19 protein-coding genes are annotated in these 21,536 nt (G+C 29.3%); all 19 read right to left on the minus strand.

Features of this window, described 5'->3' with window-relative positions; genetic code table 4:
* Positions 1-7: 7 nt before the first annotated feature.
* Positions 8-892 carry a hypothetical protein gene (locus tag NMG77_RS03590; RefSeq protein WP_255045800.1) on the minus strand — a complete coding sequence of 295 codons (885 nt, stop codon included), beginning with the start codon at positions 890-892 and terminating at the stop codon, positions 8-10.
* Positions 893-920: 28 nt separating this feature from the next.
* Positions 921-1,370: a hypothetical protein gene (locus NMG77_RS03595; protein ID WP_255045801.1), complete on the minus strand. Its 450-nt coding sequence runs from the start codon at positions 1,368-1,370 to the stop codon at positions 921-923.
* Between the two features lie 1,133 nt (positions 1,371-2,503).
* Positions 2,504-3,310: a tRNA lysidine(34) synthetase TilS gene (tilS, locus tag NMG77_RS03600; protein WP_255045802.1), complete on the minus strand. Its 807-nt coding sequence runs from the start codon at positions 3,308-3,310 to the stop codon at positions 2,504-2,506.
* The gene (pth, locus tag NMG77_RS03605; RefSeq protein ID WP_255034609.1) at positions 3,294-3,845 is read right to left on the minus strand and encodes an aminoacyl-tRNA hydrolase; all 552 of its coding nucleotides are present in this window, start codon (positions 3,843-3,845) and stop codon (positions 3,294-3,296) included. Before pth ends, tilS begins: the two co-directional genes overlap by 17 nt.
* A gap of 28 nt (positions 3,846-3,873) precedes the next feature.
* Positions 3,874-4,554, minus strand: a complete 681-nt coding sequence (gene rplA, locus NMG77_RS03610) for a 50S ribosomal protein L1 (RefSeq protein WP_255034611.1) — start codon at positions 4,552-4,554, stop codon at positions 3,874-3,876.
* The gene (rplK, locus tag NMG77_RS03615; protein ID WP_255034612.1) at positions 4,554-5,009 is read right to left on the minus strand and encodes a 50S ribosomal protein L11; all 456 of its coding nucleotides are present in this window, start codon (positions 5,007-5,009) and stop codon (positions 4,554-4,556) included. Before rplK ends, rplA begins: the two co-directional genes overlap by 1 nt.
* 100 nt (positions 5,010-5,109) lie before the next feature.
* Positions 5,110-5,784 (minus strand): thymidine kinase, encoded by a 675-nt coding sequence (locus NMG77_RS03620; protein ID WP_255034613.1) that lies wholly within the window; start codon positions 5,782-5,784, stop codon positions 5,110-5,112.
* A gap of 58 nt (positions 5,785-5,842) precedes the next feature.
* Entirely contained in the window at positions 5,843-6,940 is a 1,098-nt protein-coding gene (ychF, locus tag NMG77_RS03625) for a redox-regulated ATPase YchF (RefSeq protein WP_255045804.1), read from the minus strand.
* A gap of 2 nt (positions 6,941-6,942) precedes the next feature.
* Positions 6,943-7,815: a class II fructose-1,6-bisphosphate aldolase gene (gene fba, locus NMG77_RS03630; RefSeq protein ID WP_255045805.1), complete on the minus strand. Its 873-nt coding sequence runs from the start codon at positions 7,813-7,815 to the stop codon at positions 6,943-6,945.
* Positions 7,816-7,817: 2 nt separating this feature from the next.
* Positions 7,818-8,222 carry a DNA-directed RNA polymerase subunit delta gene (rpoE, locus tag NMG77_RS03635; RefSeq protein WP_255034616.1) on the minus strand — a complete coding sequence of 135 codons (405 nt, stop codon included), beginning with the start codon at positions 8,220-8,222 and terminating at the stop codon, positions 7,818-7,820.
* A gap of 112 nt (positions 8,223-8,334) precedes the next feature.
* Positions 8,335-10,428 carry an Ig-specific serine endopeptidase MIP gene (gene mip, locus NMG77_RS03640; protein WP_255045806.1) on the minus strand — a complete coding sequence of 698 codons (2,094 nt, stop codon included), beginning with the start codon at positions 10,426-10,428 and terminating at the stop codon, positions 8,335-8,337.
* A 97-nt stretch (positions 10,429-10,525) separates the two neighbouring features.
* Positions 10,526-12,424: an Ig-specific serine endopeptidase MIP gene (gene mip, locus NMG77_RS03645; RefSeq protein ID WP_255045807.1), complete on the minus strand. Its 1,899-nt coding sequence runs from the start codon at positions 12,422-12,424 to the stop codon at positions 10,526-10,528.
* Between the two features lie 33 nt (positions 12,425-12,457).
* On the minus strand, positions 12,458-13,858 hold the full coding sequence (locus NMG77_RS03650; RefSeq protein ID WP_255034619.1) for an MSC_0618 family F1-like ATPase beta subunit: 1,401 nt from the start codon (positions 13,856-13,858) through the stop codon (positions 12,458-12,460).
* Complete coding sequence (locus tag NMG77_RS03655) at positions 13,858-15,390, minus strand: MSC_0619 family F1-like ATPase alpha subunit (RefSeq protein WP_255034620.1); 1,533 nt, start codon at positions 15,388-15,390, stop codon at positions 13,858-13,860. Before NMG77_RS03655 ends, NMG77_RS03650 begins: the two co-directional genes overlap by 1 nt.
* 14 nt (positions 15,391-15,404) lie before the next feature.
* Complete coding sequence (locus tag NMG77_RS03660) at positions 15,405-17,621, minus strand: MSC_0620 family F1-like ATPase-associated subunit (protein ID WP_255045808.1); 2,217 nt, start codon at positions 17,619-17,621, stop codon at positions 15,405-15,407.
* Positions 17,611-18,102, minus strand: coding sequence for an MSC_0621 family F1-like ATPase epsilon subunit (locus tag NMG77_RS03665; protein ID WP_255034622.1), 492 nt, complete (start codon positions 18,100-18,102; stop codon positions 17,611-17,613). The genes NMG77_RS03660 and NMG77_RS03665 overlap by 11 nt, the downstream gene beginning before the upstream one ends.
* A gap of 2 nt (positions 18,103-18,104) precedes the next feature.
* Positions 18,105-19,052, minus strand: a complete 948-nt coding sequence (locus tag NMG77_RS03670; RefSeq protein WP_255034623.1) for an MSC_0622 family F1-like ATPase gamma subunit — start codon at positions 19,050-19,052, stop codon at positions 18,105-18,107.
* A 6-nt stretch (positions 19,053-19,058) separates the two neighbouring features.
* On the minus strand, positions 19,059-19,559 hold the full coding sequence (locus tag NMG77_RS03675; RefSeq protein ID WP_255034624.1) for a DUF2714 domain-containing protein: 501 nt from the start codon (positions 19,557-19,559) through the stop codon (positions 19,059-19,061).
* Complete coding sequence (locus tag NMG77_RS03680; RefSeq protein WP_255034625.1) at positions 19,559-21,265, minus strand: MSC_0624 family F1-like ATPase-associated membrane protein; 1,707 nt, start codon at positions 21,263-21,265, stop codon at positions 19,559-19,561. Before NMG77_RS03680 ends, NMG77_RS03675 begins: the two co-directional genes overlap by 1 nt.
* Positions 21,266-21,536 lie beyond the last annotated feature (271 nt).

A 21,536-nucleotide genomic window follows, 5' to 3' on the forward strand; every position in this document is an offset into this window, starting at 1 on the left:
CTTGGTTTTAAAGTTGTTTTTTAACAGCTTCATCTGTTGCTTCATTAATTCTTTTCTCAGTTTCAGCTTGTGTAACACCACCAACAACACCTAAACCAAATCAAAAGTTTTGAGTGTGTCACAACGCTTTACCAGCATTAACTAATTCAGTTAATGAATTAGTTTCATCATTCTTAAGAATAGTTAATGCTTCGTTTTCAGTTTTAGGCGAAACAATAAAAATACCTTCACTGTTGTGTTGTAATGCTAATGCTTCAGCTGCTGGATTATTACCATTTCTACCTAAATAAATACCAAAGTTAATCATTTCCTTAACCTTTTCACTAGGTAGATCAAATGATTTTTTAAGGTGATCAAATATGTTCATGTTGTATACTTTGAACTCATTCAGGTTAATTGCTTGAGCAGCATCTGCTAAACTGGTAATTTGATCTGCAGGAGCATAGTAAATGTCGGCTATTTGCGGATCATCAACTGTAATAGATTTCATTGATTCTAAAGCTTCGAATACACCTTTATCAATAAATCTAACTCGATACCCCTGCTCATATGATTTAGATTTTTTGAACTCTTTTAAAGCAGCTTTCCACATTTCAACTTGAGCTTGATCTCTGAATAGCTTAATAACTTTTTCATTAGGAGTGCTGCTTGTCGCTAAAACATCGGCTACTTCTTGATCAGTTACAGGGTTAATAGTTATTTGTTGATCTTTAAAAGATAGAACATTATCATTTACAGGATTTGTTTTATCAATAGGATTTGATCCATCTTCAGGTTTTTTGCTGCCAGAATTATCATTTTTACCGTTAAAACAAGAAGATAATGCTGTTGCTGAGATTAATAACCCTCCCCAGAAAACACCAATTAAAGATTTAAGAACTTTTTTCTTCATAAATATTACCTTATTAATTAATTTACAACTATTCGAACGCTAGATCATTTTTCTTATAAGCTATTAAGAATAATATGATCGCAAAGGGTGATAAAAATAAAATTGCCATTATAGTTCCTAAAACAGGAATTCATTTATAAAATTCGGTTTTAGATAGTATATAGTAAGTATGAATCGATAATACGAAATTGATAAGTCCAATAACTGCTATTATAGTTATTAACACTTTAGCTAAAAAACTTTCTTGCAAACCTTTTATAAAAACACCTAATAATAATTGGTTATTATTGTTTTTTGAAAGATTTATTAATCAATACATCATTGCAACGATGCATACGAGAGCTACTATGTTATTTAATGCAAAAAAGATGTACTCAAGTATTTTTGGTCTAGATTTTCGTTCTAGTGGTCGTTTCCCAATGAATAATCATCTTAACTTTGTACTAAATGGAACTACTTGAAACTTTATTTTTTTCATAACTCCTACTTTTATTTTGTCATAACGATTAGAAAATAACTGTCATAATCCTAGTCTCTTGTTATGTATAAAGATACATCAACTTGACCAGACAAGATTATAAAATTAAGGTTATAACCTATAAAACCGTTATATTCCTTTAAAATAAAGGAATTTATAAGAAAACATTGCTTTATAAAAACCTTGATAAAGTATTGATTTTTCCTAAAAAAATGACTAACCAAAAGTATATAGGTTTTATCTGCGCGTAAAAGGTATTTATCACTCTATGTATTCTAGCACATCAACTAACAATAAAAATACATAGAGTTTGACTGAAACCGTTGTTTATTGAATTATTAAAGGTAATAGAAAATATATGATTATCCATTTTGTGGTTTTCTTATTAGATTCTAATTAAGGTTTATCTAAATATCTATATCATTAATTGTCGGTCCCATAAAATTGGAATTAAAGAATTTCTCAAAATCCTAAAACTTATATTGATATAAAAAAGAATATATCTTATAAATTAGTTATCTATTCTATTTATTTCAAGCTAAAATTTGAAAAATATGCGGTAATTTTAACTAAAAATAACTTTATAAAAAGTACTAATAATTTATTAAAATAGTTACCATTTAACTAATTAAATTGGTTAAATATCGTTAATCTTTATTTAAATAGTATAAGTATCCAACTATTAATTAGATTTAAATTTAAAATGAAAATCGCTAAAAATTATTATTAAAAATATTTAAATAAGAAGCTATTATCTATAATTTAATTTAATAGCCCTATAAAAATGATTTTGTCTGTTAAATTATTTATCTATAGAAATATTTTCTTTCTAAATTTCAAAAAAATCTAATCATTTTTAAATAACTAAACAATAAATTTTCAAATAATCTTGCACCTAATTTTAAATGATCTTTAAATATTAAAAATATTAATTTTTACCGTATATTTTTAATTTTTTATTAAAAATGATTCAAAATTAAATTACATTTTTGTTACTATTAAAAATAAAAAACACAACATATTTGTTGTGTTTGTATCTAACTTATGTCTTTTCGTTTTTTTATTTATTGATAATTGCTATGCTTTAATGATTTCAACAATTCCATTTTTCTTAATGAGATAAGTATTTATTTTTAATCGATATTTTTTATTATTCTTTTTTGTAAAAATTCAAGAATACCATCAGCTTTAGCTTTGGTGTATTTTATATCATTTTTTGATAATCAATAATAAATTATCTCGTAATAATTTGTTGATTCAATAAGTTGTTTATAATTATGATCTCAATTAGCAATAAAATTATTGACTTCATCAAATCTGTATTTATTTTGTTTATTAAGTTTATTAAAAAAATCTAATTGTTCTTGTTTTTTATTATTAGTCAATTTAGATAAATTAATTCGAACTTTATTTCTCTGATAAATTGGTAATAAGTTAGTTTCATCTATTCCATAAGGGATTTTGTTTTCATCAAGATAATTCTGAATATCATCTTTTCAAAAATCTAGAATTGGTCTTATAATTCTTAGATCTTTGTAATTAGATTCCTTATGAAGTCCATAAAATAATAATTTTTTATTCTTATCATATTGCATTAAAGCAGATTCTAAAAAATCATCTTTTTGATGAGCGATAAGACATTTTTGTAGATTATATTTTTTTGCTACTTCTAGAAAAAAATCATAACGCAAGATTCTTGCTTGAGTTTGAAAATTCTTTTGGTAATTATAGTTCTTATCTACAGTTAAAAGCTCTAAGATTAGATTATTGTTCTTACAATAATTTTGAACAATCTCTTGATCTCTTAATGCTGATTGACGTTTATTATAATTTACGTGACAAACAACCTTAATTTGCTCGTTGTATTGATCCAATAAATACATTGAATCAGGTCCACCAGAAACGCCAATTAAATATTGCTTTTTATCTGTTGTATTCATTCATTAATTGGCTAAAGCTTTTGTCCGACTTAATAAAGTCGTAAGCAATAACACTAGCAGACGCAATAGCTGCTTTAAGCGTATCTGATTCTTTGTGTGAAAATTTAGATAAAACAAAACTTGAGATTGATTTTAAGTATTGATTCTTAATCCCAACACGAACTCTTTTGAAATCTTGAGTTCCTAATTGAGTAATAATACTATTCACTCCATTTTGTCCGTTAGATGAACCATTTTGTTTTAATTTAACAACCCCTAAATCAAACGCAATTTCGTCATGAATAACTAAAATATCTTCTACGTTAATTTTGTAAAAATTCATAATTTCTTTTACAAAATTACCTGACAGATTCATATAAGTTAATGGTTTAGCGATAATGAAATCATCATGCTTTACATAAGTACCATTAAATTGCGTTTTTTCTAAATCTAGATGTAAAACATCCAGAAGTTTATCGATCACTTTAAACCCGATATTATGACGCGTATGAGCGTATTCAGAACCAGGGTTTCCTAAACCTACAACAAGTTTCATATGTATAAAAAAATTAATTAGGTTTAACCTAATTAATTTTAACTTTAACTCCTGGACCCATTGTTGAAGATATCGAGATGTTTTGGATGTAGACACCTTTAACAGCACTTGGTCTTCTTGATTTGATTAATTCGATTAAGGTATTAGCGTTTTCTACAATCTTTTGAGTTTCAGTTGATTGTTTACCGATTGTCATGTGGATGTTACCAAATGAGTCTGTACGATATTCTTTTTTACCTTTACGATATTCAGTAATAGCTGTAGCTATATCTTGAGTAACTGTACCAGTTTTAGGGTTAGGCATTAAACCTCTTGGACCTAAGATTTTACCTAATTTACCTAATTCAATCATGAATTTAGGGTTAGTAATAATTACATCAAAATCCATTCAACCAGCTTTAATTTCGTTAATTTTATCGATTTCACCAACGAAATCAGCGCCAGCTTGTTTAGCTTCAGCTTGTTGATCAGTAATTGCTAAAATTCTTAATGGTTTAGAAACATTGTGAGGTAAAGAGATAGCACCTCTTAATTGTTGATCAGCCTTAGTAGTATCTAAGTTTAATTTAATAGCAATATCAATTGAACTTTCAAATTTAGTAATTGAAGTTTTTTTAGCAATATCAATTGCTTTATCTAAATCATAGATTTGTTTAGAATCAAAAGAAGCTAATGCAGCTTTAGTTTTTTTAGTCAATTTTTTAGACATTATTTAGCTCCTTTCTTAGCTTTATTAGGGGTAGGATCAACACCTTCAATTTCCATTCCCATTTGTTTAGCTGTTCCAGCGATCATTCTTAAAGCAGATTCTTGATCGTAAGCATTAAGATCTGGCATCTTGTATTCAGCAATCTTTAATGCATCTTCTTTAGAAATTTTAGCTATCTTTTCAGTTTTAGCGTTTTTAGCACCTTTTTCAATCTTAGCCGCTTTTTTAAGTAAGATTGTTACAGGAGTAGTCTTAAGTTCGAAAGTAAAGCTCTTGTCATTAAAAGCAGTAATAATAACAGGAACTACATCGCCCATTCTGTCTTTAGTTTTATCGTTGAATTGTTTGGTGAATTCACCCATATTAATACCAACTGAAGCTAAAGCTGGACCAGGCTTAGCCTGACCACCAATAAGTTCTAGTTTGGCAATTCTTGTGATTTCTTTTTTAGCCACAAGCAACACCTTTCTATAATAATTATTTAAATGTTCTTTATGCAGTCTAACGAACTTTAATAGATAAAGTTCTTCTGCACTAAATTAGAATTTCACAATCTTAATCTTTTGAAGATTGCTCTAATATTTTACCAAAATTATTTTTTATTTGGCGTTTAAAATCTTTAGTTCTGTCATTAATCGGACGATTAGGTACTTTATGATGATGTCTACATCTTGGTGCGTATGATTCCTTATCGCCAATTAAGATTGTTTCGCAATGATAATCTGCTGGATCGTTATTTATTAGTCTTTGTGTTCTACTAGCTTCAGCGCCACATTCAGAACAGATTGCTGTTAAACGAATAATTGATTCAGCAATTCCTAAAATCGTAGGAATTGGTTCGAACGGTTCACCTCTAAAATCTCGGTCAAGTCCAGCTACAATAACATTAATTTGATTATCGGCTAATGTTTGAATTACCTCAACTAATGAATCATCAAAAAATTGTGCTTCATCAATCCCGATTAGTTGGGGTTTATGCATTAATACATAATCATAGATTTCAAACGGCTTATTAATCTTTATACATTCAATTTCCCGACCATCTCTTGAGTTAATAATATGGTCATATGATCTAGTATCAATAGTTGGAGAAAAAACTAAGGATTTAACATCAGCGTATTTGTAACGCTTAATTTTACGGATTAATTCATCAGTTTTTCCAGCAAACATCGGACCACAAATAGCCTCAATCCAGCCATTTAATGTGGTCATCGCATTTTTCTTAGCCATCTTAAATAATTCCCTTTATATTATTTATGGACTTCAATTATAAAGAACTAAATTTAATTTAAACGTTAAACTTAAAATTAATTACATCACCATCTTGAACAACATATTGTTTCCCTTCAAGACGGAGTTTACCAGCTTCTTTAGCTTTTAATTCTGATCCGTATTCAATTAGATCAGTTCAATGAATTACCTCAGCCTTAATAAACCCACGTTCGAAATCAGAATGGATAATTCCAGCACATTGTGGTGCTAGACTGTTCTTCTTAAAAGTTCAAGCGCGCACTTCAACTTTACCATAAGTAAAGTAGGTACATAAACCTAAAATCTCATAAGCTTTGAAAGCAATCTTATTAAGTCCTGATTGCTTCATTTCAAATGAAGCCATCATTTCTTTTTTATCAGCTTCTTCAAGTAAAGATAATTCTTCTTCAAGCTTAGCAGATACGGTTAAGTACTCTTCTGAGTTTTGCTTACAAAACTCAGCTAGTGCTTTAACGTGTTTATTGTTTTGTTCGTCGGTAATATCGTTTTCTGAGATATTTCCAACATAGATTCTAGGTTTAGCTGTTAATAAATTAAAGTTCTTAATGATACTTAATTCTTCTTGAGAATAATTAGATAGATCTAACATCTGGTTGTTCTCAAGTCTTTGTTTAATTGAGTTAAGTAATTCATATTCAGTGATAACTGATTTATCGCCGCTTTCAGCTTTCTTTTTAATTTTATTGATACGGTTAGTAACAACCTCGAGATCAGCTATCATTAATTCTAGATTAATCGTATCAATGTCATTAATAGGGTCAACAGCATTATGTACATGCGTAATGCTGTTGTCATCAAAACATCTAACTACATGGATTAAGCAATCTACTTCACGGATATTGCTTAAAAATTTGTTACCTAAACCTTCCCCTTTAGAAGCACCTTTAACTAAACCTGCGATATCAACAAACATGATTGTTGCATAAACAAGTTTGTTAGGTTCTATTTGTTCTGCTAGTTTAGTTAATCGTTCATCGATTAACTCAACTATGCCGACATTAGGTTCAATTGTTGCGAATGGGTAGTTAGCCGCTTCAATTTGCGAATTGGTGATAGCATTAAATAATGTTGATTTCCCAACATTAGGTAAGCCAATTATACCTGCTTTTAGCATATTTATGCTTTATTGTTAGAACCAAATAGGTTAATTTTTTCAATACACTTAGCTTTGATCGCTTCAAACCCAGGTTTTAATAATTTTCTTGGGTCATAACCTTTTTTAGCTTCATCTAAATCTTTTTCTTCTAAGATGTATTTTCTAGTAGCAGCAGCAAAAGCTAGTTGACATTCAGTATTAACATTAACTTTAGCAACACCTAAACTAATTGCTTTTTTAACTTGTTCATCAGGAATACCACTACCACCATGAAGAACTAATGAAGCACCACTTGCTTGTTTAAGAGATTGTAATACTTCAAAGTTTAAGCTCTTTCAAGAAGCTGGGTAAATACCGTGGATGTTACCAATACCAGCAGCTAGCATATCACAACCTAAATCTTGCATCTTCTTACATTCTTCTGGGTTAGCTAACTCACCATTACCTACAACACCATCTTCTTCACCACCAATAGTTCCAACTTCAAGTTCTACAGATGCATTATATTTTTTAGCAGCTTCTATAACTTTAATTGATTTTTCATAGTTTTCTTCAAATGGTAAGTGAGAACCATCAAACATAACTGAAGTAAATCCAGCTTCTAAAGCTTTAAACACACCATCGTATGAACCGTGGTCTAAATGAAGCGCAACTGGTACAGTAATATTTAAAGAATCAACTGCATCATTTACCATGTTATATACATTTTTGTATCCACCAATGTATTTAACAGCGCCTTCACTTGTAGCAATAATTACAGGTGAATTAGCTTCTTGAGCAGCAATTAAAATTGCTCTAGTTCATTCTAAGTTGTTTGTATTAATATGAGCAATGGCATAACCTTCTTTAGCGGCTTTTTGGATCATTGCTTTAGCATTAGTTAATTTAGACATAATTAGTTATCTTCCTCTGTTGAATCTACAATAATGTTGTCATCGATTAATGATGATTCTTCACCTTCGTTACTAATTTCAGGTGATGATTCATCTACTTCTACTTCAACCTTGATATGTTCATAACCTTCTTCTAAGTACTCTTGTTGGTTATGAAGGGTTTCTGATAATTTAACTCATTCATCATGAAGCATCATTGATTTAATTAATCATTTTTGATCACCCATATATACGAATCTGGTGTCTTGAATTAAATCAGTATAGAATGCTCCCATCAAGTCTTGAGCATCTTTTTTATTTAAGTTTTCTTGTTTAACTACTAATTTTCATAAGTCGTTAAAGCTAAAACCTTTTTTAGCAAAGTTTTTTTGGGCTACTTCGTAAGCCTTATCAATTAATGAAGCCATTTTGTTATAGGATTATCTTTTTAATTATAAATGCGAATAAAAAAATATGAGCAACCTGTGACTCATATTTTTTGTTTATGCTTAATTATAACTTATTTTTAAGTTATTATTCTTAGTTACCAGCAGTAGTGCTAGCTGCGGTTGCTGCTGGAGTATTAGTGAATTGATATTCAGCAGGGATTTGAGCATTTGTTATTCCATTAGGGAATAAGTATGTTTTAACATTAGGGTTTCTCTTCTTCATTTGATCTAAGTAAGAATCTTTTTGATCCTTACCACCACCAAAAATTACATCATATTGAGGTAAATTGTAACCACCATATAAGCCTTGGTAATCCATACCTTCACTTCTTAGAGCTGTTACATATCCAGAAGTAGATGATTTAGCAACACCATATAAGATACCTCTAATGTTACCTTCACCATCAATTACTCTAGTACCTGAAGAACCACCAGCAGGAATAAAGTTATCTAACATATAACCTAAACCAGTGTTTACATATGGCATTCTAGAATAAACATTAGGTTGCCCGCCGAATGAAGAATAGCTTAATAATAGATCTGTTACACCAGGTTTGTTAGCAAATGTTCTGGTGTTAGATCAACTTAAGTCACCACCAACATCTTTGTATTTAGCTAATTCACCAATAGGTCTAGCATTGTTGTAGTAATTTCCTGACTTGTTAATTCAGTATGAAACATTTTCCTTAGCAGCTAAAATATTCATACCATCAGCTCCTGCATATCTGATTTTGTAATCGTCGTATGAGTTTGGATAACCTATTGCGTAAATGTCGTTTTTCTTTAGGTTTTTATATGTTTCATCATTTAGTAATGATGTAGTAGCAAATTTATATTTATCTTCAGGTTTTCAATTAGCGTAATCACCAGTTACTCATTTAGCAATTTGTTCACTATTAAATTTAATTTCAACTACCCCGAAATCAATCATTGTTTGCGCATCTTTATATGCACCATCAAATTTAGGAGCAGAAGTATCTTTTAAGAAATCATTACCTAAGAATATTGGTTTGATATTTTTAGGATCAAGAGCAACTCTAACATATGGAGTGCTTATCTTATTGAATTTTTCATCATCCGTAATCTCTTTATTAGGTTCAAAACCTTGACCTTGTCCGTCTGTAATTGTAGTTATGGCATTAAATTGAGCAGTAGCAAATCTTGAACCTGTCGGAGTAGCATCTGGATTTCAAGAGTTAACAAAAGTTAGGTTAGCAAAGTTAGTTCTTGCTTCATATTGTCTCTTTTCAAACCCTCTGAAATCATTAGTAGTTCCAGCAATATCTGGCAATAATAAATTTTCTAGAACGTGTAAGTTACTAGCAAAGTATCAAGTTGTTGGATAGTGTCCATCTTCTGGTATTTGATAGTCAAAAATTCAAGCGGTTCCTAAATGAGACTGAAGTTTAAGTTCTATTTTCTTTTCATCAGAGTACGTATTAACTTCATCACTCTTTTTTCTGTCTGGATAGTCATTTGAAAATTGGAAAGAATAAACTGTTCTAGAAAACTTTCGATACTTATCATTAAGAATAGTTCTAGGTAATCCTAAAAATCCTTCTTTATCATCTAAGTTTTTAAAATTAACTCCATCCAAAAGACCAGTATTATATGAAGGGATTAAATTAGGTCCTCATTGATCTTTTCTTTTAACTAATTTACCTTGAACTATTTCACCATTTTCATCAATATCAGGTAAAAAGAAATTATAACCAAAAGCATCACGGTATGTAGGCAAACCTAACTTTTTAGCTTTTTCGTCATATGCTTTTAGTTTTGCTTCTGGAATATCGAACGGATTTGTTACACCTGCATCTGGAGTTGATCTTTCTTCAGATTTTTTTATACCACGAGCAGAGTTTACGTTATTTACATTAACGTAAGCATCGTAGTTTTGATATCTATCTACAATCTTTCTTTTAGCATCAGGCCCATCACCGTCAAACAAATTACCTACTATTTCAGTATTTGGTACAGATACTGGATCGTTGTTACCAACAAAATCTCCGCCCCCATCGATATTACCTTCGTTAGGGTTCATGTTGTTTTTATTTTCTGATTTTTTATCTTCTGTTTTTTTACTTGAATTATCTGAATTTTCATTTTTACAACTAGCTACGATAATCGAGCTTGCAGATAATAAAGTAAATAAGTATTTAATCTTTTTTAATTTAGCTTTTGGCATTTTTAATAATATAGTTTTGTATTTAGAGAATTAATAAAGCCAAGCTATCTTATATAAAATTATATATCAATAGCTTTATTAATTGAATTAAATATCATTAATGAAATAATCAAGTGTTAACAGTTTGACCTGGGTTTATTAGTTTTAACCCTTGGTGATATGATTTAGTTTGACTATCATCACCTGTTCCATAAATCAAATCATATTTAGGTAAATTGTAACTACCATAATATCCTTGATAATCATATCCACCTGAATGGATCGCTAGAGCAGTCCCCGTATTAATTACGTCATCTGCTGCAAAAATTAATCCAACAATTTCATTTTTAGAATTAACTAATGGCGAACCACTTCCACCAGGAGGTACTGCATAATGATCAACTAAATATCCTAAACCGTTATGAGTAAAGTTTTGTTCGTTTACTCTATAGAAATTATTGTTTCCACCGATTCTTGGAAGAGTTAAGAATATATCTGTAACCCCTGGTTTATTTACGAATGATCTTTGTGTTACTGTTCAAGATAAATCGCCACCACCTTCTTTAACACCGTCTGTTCTAGAAGATTTGTTAATTCAAGGAGTTCTTAAATTTTCAATGTTTCCATAAACTCTTCTATCTAAGATTCCATCACCTTTTGATGGCGGTAATCCGAATGCGTATAAGTCATTAGCTGGTAATGATTTATATTTTTCATCTTCTAAATAAGAATATTTAGCAGGTTTAAATTTATCGGCATCACTTCATTCAGCATATCCATTAGTTACTGATCTTGCTTCTTCTTCGCTTTTAAAAGTAACACGAATTACACCGAAATCTAATAATGTTTGCGCAGCTTTATAATTTGCATCATCAGTAAATGTGCTAGTTTTTTGTTTAATAGCATCATTACCTAAAACTACTGTTTTAACATTGTTAGGATCTACTTCCGTTACCTTTAAATAAGGATCCTTGAAATATATTCCTTGAGATTTTTCAGGTTTTATTTCTTGTCCTTTTTGTATTCTAGTTTGATCCAACTGGAACAGTTCGATCTTAGAAGTTTTAGCTTTGTTATTACGAATTAAAGCTTGGTTATCATTAGCCAATTGTAAGTGTTGTAATACGTGGAAGTTGCTAGCTAAATATCATGTGGTTGGGTATTTACCTGTTTGAGTTGGTAAATCATAATCTAACAACCACGCAGTACCACTTCAATTACCAGTATTGGTTGCTGGGTTAGGTGAAACATGGCTAGAATTATCTTGTTTTATTTCAGTTTCACTTATGATATTACTTATTCTAATTGAATAAGTAATCTTAGATAATTGTTGGTATTTATCATTAGCTATCAATCAACCTTTACCAGTATTTTTGATAGCAAAATTACTTCCCTTTTTGTTGTAATAAGGAATACTAACCGTTGAGTTAATATCATTCACTACATCAATGCTATTATCTAATGCTTTGGTTTGTTTGTTTATTCCTGGTAAATTAAAACCATAAGCATAAGCATCTTGATAAAGTGGTTGGTCGATTGATTTAGCTTTTGTATTAATTGCTTTAAGTTGATCTTTAGTTAAACTAAAAGGACTAACATGCGCTCTATCTGCTCGGTCTTTTAATCAAAAGCTTGGCTTTTGAGTTAATCTATTATTATATAGATAATAGTTAACAAAATTGTTAGCTGCGCTGTAGTTTTCATACTGATCAGCTACTTCTCTTTGATTGTTTTCAACTTTGTTAGTTCATTGATTTTTTGGTTGAATAAAAGTATCAATATTATCGATATTAGCAGCTAGCGAATAAAGGTTAGGATCGTTTGGATTTGTTGGTTGACTATCAGTTGAACCAGATGATGATCCAGATGATGTGCCTGGTTTATTTGGTTTATTAGAACCATCACTAGATTCGCCAGATTTATTTGATGTAGAATCATCACTTTTTTCAGTTTTACACGAACTAACAATAATCGAAGATCCTAAAAACAAAGCAAGATATTTAGTTCATTTTTTCATTGTTATTAATCCTTTGTTTGATCTTTAATTATTTTAAAGATCAACTTTATTTAGATTTAATTCTTCATCAGTTGGAATATCTAAATTAGAACCGATGAATGAGAAAATTTCAGGTGATTGATTTAAGTATTTACCTTCAATAATTCTGATAACTGATTCTAGAGTATCTTGTAATGGAACATAAACACCTTTAGCTTTAGTAAATGCTTCAGCTACGAAGAAGTTTTGGGTAAAAAAGTTTTGTAATTGTAATGCTTTCTTAACGATGATCTTATTATCCTTATCAAGTTCATCAATACCTAAGATAAGAATAACGTCTTCTAGATCGTGGTATTTTTGCAAGATACTTTTAACTTCAATGATCGCATCATAGTGTCTTTGACCAATGATGTCTGGAGATACTGATGAAGATGAAGAAGCTAACGGGTCAAAAGCTGGGAAGATATTTTTTGATGTTTGTTCACGTGATAATACTAATGAACCGTCAAGGTTACTAAAGATTGATACAGCAGAAGGGTCAGCTAAATCGTCCATTGGTAAGAATAATGTTTGGAATGAAGTAATTGATCCGTCTTCTGTTGCGTATAAACGGTCTTCAACATTTGATACTTCTGTATCTAATGTTGCTTGGTAACCTCCAGTAATTGGTTTTTTATTTAAAGCTGGAGCCACTTCGTTACCAGCTTGAATAAATCTGAAGATATTATCGATGAATAATAAAACATCTTCTTTTTCAACATCTCTTAAATATTCAGCAGCCGTAATTCCATAAGGAACGATCGACATTCTAGCACCTGGTGATTCATCCATTTTAGAGATAAACATCATAGAATCTTTCATCAAGTTAGATTGTTCTAATTCTTGGTATAATTCAACCCCTTCACGGCTACGTTCACCTGAACCAATAAAGATAGATGAGTTCTTTTTAGTTTTATTTGATTTAGATGAGTTAAAGATGATCTCTTTCATCAATACAGTTTTACCAACCCCAGCACCACCTAGAATTCCTAAGTTGTGTCCTTTTAAGATCGGCATGAAGAAATCAATTGCTTTAATTCCTGTTTCTAAAATCTCATGTTTAGAATAAATCTTCTTTTCCTTCTTAATGGTTGAGTTCATTTGAATATATTTAATATTCTTAGCTCTCTCACTTAATAAAGGAACACCTGAAATATCATAGATATTATTCTTAGCGTTTTGACCTACAGGAACTTTTAAGGTGTCATTAGTATTAACTACTTCATCACCTACTTTAATATTTTGTTTTTGATAAATAACAATAGCTCTTACACTAGTATCATCAATAATTCTTTTTACCAATAACACGCAAGTATTGTTGTGTAAAGTTAATACGTAATCTACTTTAGGTAATTCTTCTTTTTTGAATGTTGCTTCAACAACGTTGTTTCAAATTTTAGTAATATGTCCAATCATTATAAAACACCTTTCATGTTATCTACAATCGCTTGTAATTCTTCTGGTTTGAAATCAATAAACTTCTTATCTACTTGCATTTCGAAATCGTATTCTCTGTACTTGAAGTATTGTGATAATGAATACTCAAAGAAATTACGCATTAATTCTTCGTTGAAGTCTTGTCCTGATTCTAGATGTTCATAAATTCATTTAGCAATTGGATCAGTATCAATTAAAGCATTAATAAATGATAATGCTTCTTGTTCTTTGTTACCAACTTTTCTAAGTGTTCCTCAGATGATTAACTTGGTAATTAATAACATGAAACGTTCAGTATATGGAGAGAACCCTTTTTGAATAAACAGTTGTTCAATCGCTTTACCTTTACTAATTAAATCAGCTGTTTCTTCGTTTAAATCATACTTAAGAGTTCATAATTTACTTTGACGTTTATAAGCACGGTATTTCTTGTTGATTTGTGAAGCGACTTTAGCAATAACTCTAGATTGTACTGCACTACCCGTACGAGATACTGATAAATCAATGTTGATCGCTGGTAAGATCCCGTTAGCAAATAAATCAGTATTAGTTACGATCTGTCCGTCAGTAATTGAAATTAAGTTAGAAGCAATTAATGAAGTAATATCGTTGTTAACTGTTTTAACAATTGGTAAACAAGTAATTGATTTACGGTCAGCAAATTTACCTGCTCTTTCAAGAACTGAAGCATGGCTAAAGAAGATATCTCCAGGGAAAGCTTCTTTACCTACTGGACGGTTAACTAATAATGACATTTCACGATAAATGTTGGCATGTTTAGATAAATCGTCAAATATTACTAAGACATCTTGGAAGTGTGAAATGTTTTCAGCGTGCGCCATAGCTACATAAGGAGCTAAATATTGGTGATAAGAATTCGTAGCAGGAGCATCGATAATAATCGTATTTTCTAAAGCGCCATGTTTTTTAAGTGTCTCATAAACATCAGCAACGTTTTGGCGTTTTTGACCAATTGAAACATAAATACATTTAACATTAGTCTTACGAATTGTTTGGTTGATAATGGCATTAAGTGCCATGTGAGTTTTACCAGTACCCCTGTCACCAATAATTAATTCTCTTTGACCTTTACCAATAGGAATTAATAGGTCAATCGCCATAATCCCTGTGTATAGTTGTTCATTTAAACGATTAACTTCTAAAAGGTTTCTAGAAGTAGAAAACGCATTAGATGATAAAGAGTTAGCAGCAAACTCAGGCTTATACTTTTTAGGGTATAAAATGTTTCCGTCAATATCAATAATATTACCAAAGTATTGTTTTGTAGTTCTTACATTGGTATCGTGGGTTGTTGGGATGATTTCATCACCAATTTCAAAGTTAGCATTACTTACATCAACGATTAAGAAAGCAGTGTTTTTAGTAGCACTAATTACCATTGCTCTAAAATCTGGTTTGTTTTTAATAGTAAATACTTGGTTTTGTTGGTATTCAAATTGACCTTCAACTTGAATAACATAATCTAAAGCAGCAATTATTTTAGGATTCATAACATTTATATTAATTAAAATACTCCAATTATTTTTAATGCAATCAGTAAGGTTGAAACTAAAGCAATTGATGCAATTGTTAAAACAGTAATGATTAAAGGTTTATTTAATTTATTGATTTGTCTTGTTTTATTAAATGCTAGTTGCATGAAATAAAACCCGTATAAAGAAATAGATATTAATGCTAAGAAGATAACAAGAATAATTAAGAATGGATTAGTTCGCGCTTTTGAATCTATTAGAATGTTATCAATATCTCTAGAGAATGATTTAAGAGCAGCTGTTAAATCTTTTTCGCCATCAGCATTATTTTTATTTTGATCTGAAATCTTATCATAAACTAAGTTAAAAGGTTTTAAGATATTGTTTAATTGAATAATTTCAGTAACTAAATTGTTGAAATGATTAATCGGCGAACCTAATGTTTGTTTAGCTAAAGAATCTAATTTTAATAATCTTCTTCTAGCTTCTGCGAATGATTGGTTAAATTTATCAGGCGTTACTTTGTTTTCTTTTAGTAATTCTAATAATTTAGGTTTTAATTCTTCTTTGTTAAAGTCTCTAATAAAAGCAACAAAGATTCGTTTATACATCTCACTTATCTGTTGTCAGTATAAGAATTGTCTATTAACAACTTGATTTCTTAAAAAGTTAAGGAAATAGCTTGTTGCTTGTTCTGCACTAAAACCTATGCTTCTACTTAAGATGATGTTAAAGTCGTTTTTAAACTCTCTTTTCTCAATTGATTTCATTGCTAGATAAACCATTTGAAAAATTGTTTGAGGTTCAACATATAGTTTAGTTGCATCACCGTAATTTAATTTTGCATCTAGACCTACTGATTTATAAAATCTAAGGAATGTTTCCTGAATTACTGGATATGCTAATTCTTTGTTTTCATTAATCTTCTGCAAATCACCAGATAAATTTATTGTGTCTAGTTTTTTAGTATATGTAGCAGTTACTTCAGGTTTTACTGCATCTTGGATTTTAACAGTTGCAGATAACGATCTATTATCCATTGATAATCCGGTTACTTCGTATTTAAATCTAGTATTAATTGGGTTTTCAAAATAGAAGAAGTTGCTTGATTTATTATTACGATTAAACGAATTAAATCTATTTAAAAAAGCGCTAGCAGATAAAGTTGAATATAATCCTCTTACTTTAGGTGTGTATCTAGGGATGTTTTCAATCAATTCTTTAGGATTAGTTGGAACAGGTTCACCATCTACTGGAACTGAAGGAGGTAGAATGTTTTCAACAGCAGGAGGTTGTTGTTGATTCATTTCTTCTTGCTGAGCTGGATCCTTATTTTGTTCTAAGTCAAAATCAATAAATCTAGGTCTGATTTTACTGATAATGTATTCATCTCAACTTTTAAAGTTCTTTGGAGCATCTGAGAAAACACCACCTTTAGAATCAACTACTTTACCAGTTACTTCATAGTCTTTATCAACTTCTGGTAAGTCATCATCGTTAAAGAAGATCTTAGAGGTTTCTTTAGATAAAGCATCAAAATATGTTTTTAAAGTCATATCCCCTTCTTCTTGAGAAGTTGTGTTTTGCGTTGTTGCTTTAGAAGCGTCTGAATCAGGGGTTATTGAGTTGCCTTCACCCGTAATTTGTTTTTTATAGTCTGTTTTATTAGCTACTGATCCTCAGATTTTGTTATCATATGTTTTATTGTTGAATACGATTGTTCCTTTATGAAATGTTGCATCATTTGATAAAACATACGGAAAAACGATATCTAGACCATACTTAGAAGGATCACTTTTAATCATTTCTTTATTACTTTGGAAAAAAGCTTGAACTAATGAGTAATAAAGATTTCTATTAAACTTTTCTTGGAAACTAAACGATGTATTATTCTTAACAGCGTTGATTCTATCTTCAATCGCTTTAGCTAATCCGTCAATAAACTCACCGATTTTTCCAGATATTTTTTGATCAATACTTTTCTTAAGTTCTTCAAGATTAGCTGGCATTCTCGGTTGTTCTTGTGGGTTGTCAGCATTTTCTGAACCAGGTTGTTTTTCTACAACATCATCAGGATTGGGAATAGTAGGAACATTAGGATCTAATGTAATATCGTGTTTGATTAAATTAAAATCGGTGTGTTTAGTGTTGTTGCTAACTACACCCCCAAGCGTTGAAACGAATAGAGTAGGAACTAATAATCCGAATTTTAAATAAATCAATCTTTTTAAATTGGTTTTATTTTTCATTTTTTTCAACCTTTTTCTCTACTAGGTTAAAGTTACGAATTAAGGAATAGTAGTTTTTTTCTTTCCTTACCGCATTATAATCAATCAATTCTTGGAAGCTTAAACCTAAATTAATTTTAGATTCATAATATGATAATTTTTTATTAAATTCATTTATTTTATCATCATATTTTTTAACTTTAAATTTGTAATCAAGTTTGAAAGGGGTGAATTTTTCATCACTATAGATAGTTACCTTATTATTTTCAATCTTAATAAATGAACTTCTAATAATGTAATAATCTTCATCTTCTTCAATTGGGTCATAAATTTTGAAAAAGACATTTTCCATACTGATTAGAGAATTATCTTGAATCAGTTCTCATTCATCTATCTGATTAACATTAAGCAAGAAATATCCTTGTTTATAAGTTAAGAATTTATTGTTAAATCGAATGAATTCAATTTCAGATGGAGCTGTTTTAAAATTTTGTTTTGCCATATCTATTCCATATCCCCATCGTTTGACGAATCCATTTTAACCATTGATTCGTTACTTCTTGTAAGCATTTGTAATTCTTGAATTTCAATCTCACGTTTTTGCTTCAAGATTTCACGCCTTAGATTAATCAATGTTTCATCAAGATCACTAATTGTTTTGTTGTATTTTACAAGATTGTTTTTAGCAATAATTAATGATGATTCTACTAATAAAGAAGTAACAACATTTCTTAGATAAGAATTAATTTCATTAACGATGAATTCTTGTAAATTGTTATACAATTTGTACTTATCGATATCTTCTACTAATAATGTTTCAGCTTTTTCATAATAAGAAGTATCAAGTTCGAACTCCTTAATCGGTAAGATCTTCAAGAATTTATTTTTAATCTTATTTGAATTAATTACGAAATTAATATCGATAATATCACCTGATTCAATTTTTAGACGAATGATTTCTGGTATCGTTTTACTTAATTCTTTAAAATCATTTTCTTTATAGTGTTGAACTACTTCTAATTTATTTTTTTCACAAAAACTTTTAGCATGTTCACCAATCGTAATAAATTGATCATTATGAACATCTTCTTGTTTTAGGATTGCTCTATCATATCTTGAGTAGTTATCAGCAGCTGCGTTTTGTGTTTCAGTTACATAAATTCACAAACGCTTTTTACTTACAAAGAACATGTCTTCAACTTTATCTAAAGTTAAGTTAATGAATTTGTTCTTAGCTAATAAAGAACTATCTTCATAAAAAGGGTTTTTTAGGTTGTATTTTTTATGCAAGATGTCTAGTAATGTTTTGGAATCGATAGCTCTTTTATAAAAATGTTCAAATCGCTTAGATAATTTAAAAATCTTAATTAGAGTAACGTCACGTTTAGATTCAACTAAGGTATGAATATTTTTTAAACTAGCTTGTTTCCGTTCGAGTTTTTTAATGTCCATAATGAACTAAGCGTTAATGATTCCTTGAGAGAAAACAACCTTTAATTGGTTGGTTTCTGGAGAACGGTAAATAATAATTCCATCAACAACTTCTACAATCTTGTTTTCATCGAATAACTGATTATTTAACAATAAATTAAATCTTTCCACAAGAATTCTTAATTCTTCATCATTTTCTAAAGTTGATCTTAGATTCACTGCATCTGATTGAGAAGATTCAGCTGTAGTAACAATTGGAACTAATTTACTTCAAGAAAAACGAGCATTGCGTGTTCAAGAAATAATTAGATCATCAAAAACAATTTCTCAACGATTGGTAATTGCATCTTTAATTTTTTCAATAAAGGTTTTAGCTTGAACTGAATTTTCAGATGTATTAGTTTGCAATAATGATGTGTTAAATAATTGCGAGAATTCTACAAAATCCTTGTGTTGAACTAATGAAGGATAATTTGTTTGTACAAGATCTTCTTGAATTTGATCTGTTTTTTTATTTTTGTTTTTCATTATGAATTAACTCCTGAGTAATTATTTATTTCTTGATTTAGTTCTTCTTGTTGCTGTGGCACTGTTTTTGTTGAACTATCTTGATCTGTTGTTTGTTGGTCGATTTTTGATTCTTTAGTATTTTCTGATTTTATTTTTGGTTTGTTATTAAAGATATTACTCTTATTAACAAAGAAGTATATGAAGTAAATACTTGCTATTACATATATAAAGTTAATACTTAAAACAACTATAAGTAACGCATATAAGATTTGGTTAATTGTTAGATCTGAATTTAATGAGTTTAAAGTAAAGTTTTGATTGTTAGTTAATGTGTTATTGAATGTAATTAAAAATACACTAGCCACAATAAAGATTGATACTAAACTTAAACCGATTATGATACCAGCTGATTGCTTATTAGAACTTATTAAGTAAGTCAAGATAACTAATAAGGTAATTAAAGTAATTATTAATAATCCTGTGTATGCATTAGCTGTATTGAAGTTGGTTCTATCGAAATCAGATGATAAAAAAACTGCTCAAAATAATAATAAAGAACCTGAATGGTAAATATTATTAACAACAGGAGTTTTGTTTCTTCTAATAACAAAGAAGTAAACACCTCAATAAACTAAGAATAACAATACACCAACTACTCAGAATCAATCAGTTGATAAATCAATTTTTGGCGTATCAATAACATCGGTATTTGGATATTTACCTAATGCTAATATTTTGATAATACCAAACACTAATGTTGTAAGGATTACGAAACAAAAGCCCATTGTTCCATAAGCCTTATTTTTTAAATCGTCATTAATTAATTTAACAAAAATTAATCTTAGGTTAAGTAATGTATATAAGTTAGAAGTAATAAATAATGCGATTGATAAAGTTATTAAAACGAATAACAATAAAACTCTTTCAGGGAACAATCCTGATGTTAATGAGTTAATGAAATTAATAACTTTGTTGTCATTAAAGATGATATTAGCATCTTTACTACCTTTAATAAGTTGATCCAAGAAAATAAATAAAATAATTCAACTTAGTAATTTAGCACTATAAGAAATAAGAATGAAGTAAAGATTTTTAGTGCTGATTGGTTGAATCTTTTTATTTAAAATGTATCCAACTATTCAATATACATAGTTCAGAATTACCAATAATATATTTAATGAACATACTCCTAATACAGATGATAAGCTTGCTTTGTTGTTAATTCATCCTAAAAGTAATGCACCACTAATAATACTGAATGATAAATATATTGAGAATCAAATTGAATAAAGTTTGATTCTGTGATTAATTGAACTTACGTTTTGGTAGTTTCATCAAAGTGATGTAATAAAAACTAAATATAACCCTATAAGCCTTAATAGGATAAAGAAGTTAATACTTTGATATGTCGGATTTTGGAATTGAAATAAAGCCGTAATCGGATAACGATTAGGATCAAGCGTGGTCATTATCGGCTTAGTTGCATCCATAGTTGATCTAATTGGCATGTAATTTACCAAGAACAATCGGTCAGGAGCCATTATAAATCCAACACTGAACGCAAATAATACTAAAAAGATTAGCGATCGATAAAACAAAACCATTTTTACATTTTGTTTTATCGAGACAACATCAGATTTTAATTCATAAAATGTATTGTTGTCTGGTATCTTAAATAATCTTTTAATCTTATCTAAATTAATTGATAGTTTTTTAACAGACATTTAGATATCTACTAATAAGCTCATCGTGATCAATCTTCACATTTTAGTGAAATGTTGGATCTCACCCAACATTTCAATATAGGCTTGTTAGTTATTTATATCTTATAAATTCTAACCGAATATAATAATTATTACAACTAAAAGGGCTATTCTAAAAGATTTTGGTTTTAATAATTATTATCTTAAAGCAACTATCCATATATAAATTTTAATATACTAACAAACAAAATTAAGCATTTATTTGTAAATATAGAAATATTCATAATTGTTA

Origin of the sequence: Mycoplasma bradburyae (genome assembly GCF_024339025.1) — a bacterium.
In the GTDB taxonomy this organism is placed as follows: Bacteria; Bacillota_I; Bacilli_A; order Mycoplasmatales; family Mycoplasmoidaceae; genus Mycoplasmoides; species Mycoplasmoides bradburyae.